The organism is Methyloceanibacter sp., assembly GCF_035650995.1.
Taxonomy (GTDB): domain Bacteria; phylum Pseudomonadota; class Alphaproteobacteria; order Rhizobiales; family Methyloligellaceae; genus Methyloceanibacter.
The window spans coordinates 1-3007 of sequence record NZ_DASRGO010000192.1 but is presented as its reverse complement, the minus strand read 5'-3'; the positions used below and the strand labels follow the sequence as shown (position 1 = coordinate 3007).

At 65.1% G+C, this 3007-nt stretch carries 4 protein-coding genes and 1 pseudogene; 1 reads left to right on the top strand and 4 read right to left on the bottom strand.

What is annotated here, in order from left to right; genetic code table 11:
* The 3 genes and pseudogenes from VFB18_RS14450 to VFB18_RS14440 all read right to left on the bottom strand — a co-directional run.
* Positions 1-266 (bottom strand): annotated as a pseudogene (locus tag VFB18_RS14450) (hypothetical protein); the annotation flags it as partial.
* 18 nt (positions 267-284) lie between these two features.
* On the bottom strand, positions 285-566 hold the full coding sequence (locus VFB18_RS14445) for a DUF427 domain-containing protein (RefSeq protein ID WP_324976803.1): 282 nt from the start codon (positions 564-566) through the stop codon (positions 285-287).
* 7 nt (positions 567-573) lie between these two features.
* Positions 574-1128, bottom strand: a complete 555-nt coding sequence (locus VFB18_RS14440; protein ID WP_324976800.1) for a hypothetical protein — start codon at positions 1126-1128, stop codon at positions 574-576.
* A gap of 205 nt (positions 1129-1333) precedes the next feature.
* Between VFB18_RS14440 and VFB18_RS14435 the strand changes: the two genes are divergently transcribed.
* Complete coding sequence (locus tag VFB18_RS14435; RefSeq protein WP_324976796.1) at positions 1334-2482, top strand: glycoside hydrolase family 3 N-terminal domain-containing protein; 1149 nt, start codon at positions 1334-1336, stop codon at positions 2480-2482.
* 234 nt (positions 2483-2716) lie between these two features.
* Here VFB18_RS14435 and VFB18_RS14430 read toward each other — a convergent pair.
* Positions 2717-3007: cytochrome d ubiquinol oxidase subunit II (locus tag VFB18_RS14430; protein WP_324976793.1), on the bottom strand; the 291-nt coding region annotated here is incomplete at its 5' end.

Here is a 3007-nt window from a genome sequence, read left to right as displayed (position 1 = left end):
GCCAGATAGCGCGCGCCGGCAGCGGACCAGGTCATGAATCCCGCGATCAAGGCGAGAGCGGAGAGGGCGGCCGTGCCGAAGAAGGCCGCGAAGAACACAGGGTTCAGGACGGCGACGTTGATCGACTGCATGGCTGAGATGCCGGAAGCCGGCGCGATGCGGCCAAGCGCCTTCATCACGAAGACCGAGAAGGCGAAGAAGAGCCCGCCGTTCACGCCTGCGCCGAGGGCTGCAAGGAAGGTCACGACGAACAGCGCGCGATCCATGGTTCGGCCTCCCGCTGTCTAGCCGACCTCGACCTCGCCCCAGAAACCGAAGCGGCCGGCCGTGTGGCGCATCGAGGGCCGCGGCGCCTCGTAGCGCCAGGCGGCACGCTCGTGGCGGACGCCGTCGATCACCACGTGGTAGAACTGAACGCCGTGCGGGCATTCGAGATCGGATGCGGTCTTCTCCGCCTTCTCGAGCAGCTCGACCCGCACCTGCGCGCTCGGGAAGTAGGCATAGCCGCCTTCCTCGACGATATCGTCGCTCTCGGCGATGACGCGATCCTTGAGCTTCGCCTTCATGCGGTCCTCAGAACGTCGGGTTGGTGCACTTGACGCCTTTCGGCTTGATCGGGGTGATGGCGCCGGTCTCGAGCGAAATCTCCCAGGCGCGGCTGACGTCGGTCCACCATTCCTTCTGATCGCTGCCCCTGGCCTCGCCGATGAAGCGCAAGGTCTGGTCGGCGCCCTGCACGCAGGCGACCGACAGCACGGCATCCGGGCGGAGCTTGCTCACGATAAGCGCGTCGAGCACGACATAGCTTCCCGGCATGTCGCCCTTTTGCGGGGTGGTCTCCTTGCTGGTCAGGACGAGGAGGGCGCCGTCCTCGCGCCGGTATTCGTGCACATAAACCGGAGGGGAGACGAGGCCCCCGCCCAAATCCTCCCATCCCTCGATGTCGAGTTCGTCGTCATAGGTCTTGCCGACGAAGCTCTTGGCGAAGACGAGGTCCGCGGCGTTCTCCTCGACTGCGGGCTCTGGCGGCTTCTTCTTGGCGGAAGCTGGCGAGGCCGCGAGCGGGAGCAAGGCGAAGACCGCGGCGGCAAGGGCAAGACGGGCAAGCGAAGGACGGGTGATGACCATGGGCGTTCCCTGCATGGAGGTAACCGAGGCGGGGCTCACAGTGTAATCACAATCATGACAAAATGAGCCTCGGGCCGGCGCGTTCCCCACGCCGAAATTTCGGCCTCGCCGGGCCTTTCGGGCCCGCGTCATAGATTTTTCCTTTTGTCGCTTGTACAAGGCGGGACGATACGCGCCGCCTTACGGGGTCCCGCCGCCTTTGCCTTTGTCCCGGTCCAAGCTGCCCGCTCTGCTGGCGCTTCTTGCGGCGAGCGCCGCTCTTTTCGGCAGCGCGATCGCCGCGCCCGAAACCGACGCCACAAAGCTCGATGCCATGATCGGACAGATGATCATGGTGGGCTTCGCCGGCACCGAGACGAGCGACGCCGGGGTTCTTTCCGTGCGCGACGAGATCGGCAGCGGCACGATCGGCGGGGTCGTGCTCTACCCCGAGAACATCCGCTCGCCGCAGCAGATCACCGCGCTCACCGCCTTCCTGCGCAACGCCCGCTCGCAGCCGGTGCCGTTCATCGCCGTCGATCAGGAGGGCGGCAAGGTGCAGCGGCTGTCGCGCGAGAACGGGCACAGCTATTTCCCGTCGGCGCGCGATGTGGGGCAGAACCCGAGCTATGCAACGCCGGAGAGCGCGTTCAAGCTCTACGCCGCCATGGCCAAGGAGCTCGCCGATTCCGGCTTCAACCTCAATTTCGGCCCCGTGGTCGATCTCAACCTCAACCCGGCGAACCCGGTGATCGCCGGGCGCGAGCGGAGCTTCGGCTCGGACCCCGCACGGGTCATTTCGTTCGCGCGCGCCTTCATCCGCGCGCACCGAGACGCAGGCATCGTTACCGTCGCCAAGCATTTTCCCGGACACGGATCGTCGAGCGCCGACAGCCACAAGGGCTTCGCCGACATTTCGATGAGCTGGCAGGAGGTCGAACTCGATCCCTATCGCGTGCTCGCCAAGGAGGGCCTGCTCGACGCGGTGATGATCGGGCATCTCTACCATCCGCGCTTCAGCGACGGAGAAATGCTGCCCGCCTCGCTGTCGGCCAAGGCGATCCGGGCGCTGCGCAACACGCAATGGATCGATTTCGACGGCGTGGTGTTCAGCGACGACATGGAGATGGGGGCCGTTTCACAGCGCTATTCGATCGAGGAGCGGGTGATCAAGGCGATCAACGCCGGCACGGACATCATCGTGTTCTCGAATGTCGGCAGCCACGACCCCGATCTCGGGGCGAAGATCCACGCCATCATCGCCGCCGCCGTCTCCGACGGGCGCATCTCGCGGCTCAGAATCGAACAGGCCAACGACAAGATCAAACTGTTGAAGCGCCGCCTCGCCCAGCACGAGCTGGCCGGCAAGTGGTAGGACTGAGACTCGCCTCTGCGAGACGTTCGGGCATGATCAGCACCATCGCAGCGATCCTTCTGTTGCTCGCCATCGCCCTTTGCGTGGTGCTGATCCCGTTCGTGCTCTGGCTGCTCTGGTGGTAGGCACAGCAACGCTGATCGTCATTCCCGCGGAATCCACGACCGGCGCCATATCTCCCCGTCAAGGACGAGGTTGAGACCCGGGCTCTGTGCGCGCGCCGGCGCCTACTCCTCAGTGGTAGGCGTCGTGCTCGGTCGCGTCCCAGAACACGTAGTAGGAGTAGGCGGTGTAGGCGAGGATGATGGGCAGGATCGGAATCGCGCCGTAGAGCATGAAGAGCTGGCTCTTGGGCGCGGCGGCGGCCTGCCAGATTGTGATGTCGGGGGGGATGATGTAGGGGAACAGGCTGACCCCGAGCCCCGTGTAGCAGAGAATGAAAATGCCGATCGCAAGCAGGAAGGGCGCGTAGCGGTAGCGCTTGTTGAGCGTGATCCAAAGCGTCGCGATCGCCGCCGCCGTCAT

Bases quoted from the DNA above. Each gene is read 5' to 3' on its own strand.
- VFB18_RS14445 (WP_324976803.1), bottom strand. From the start codon at position 566: ATGAAGGCGAAGCTCAAGGATCGCGTCATCGCCGAGAGCGACGATATC.
- VFB18_RS14440 (WP_324976800.1), bottom strand. From the start codon at position 1,128: ATGGTCATCACCCGTCCTTCGCTTGCCCGTCTTGCCCTTGCCGCCGCG.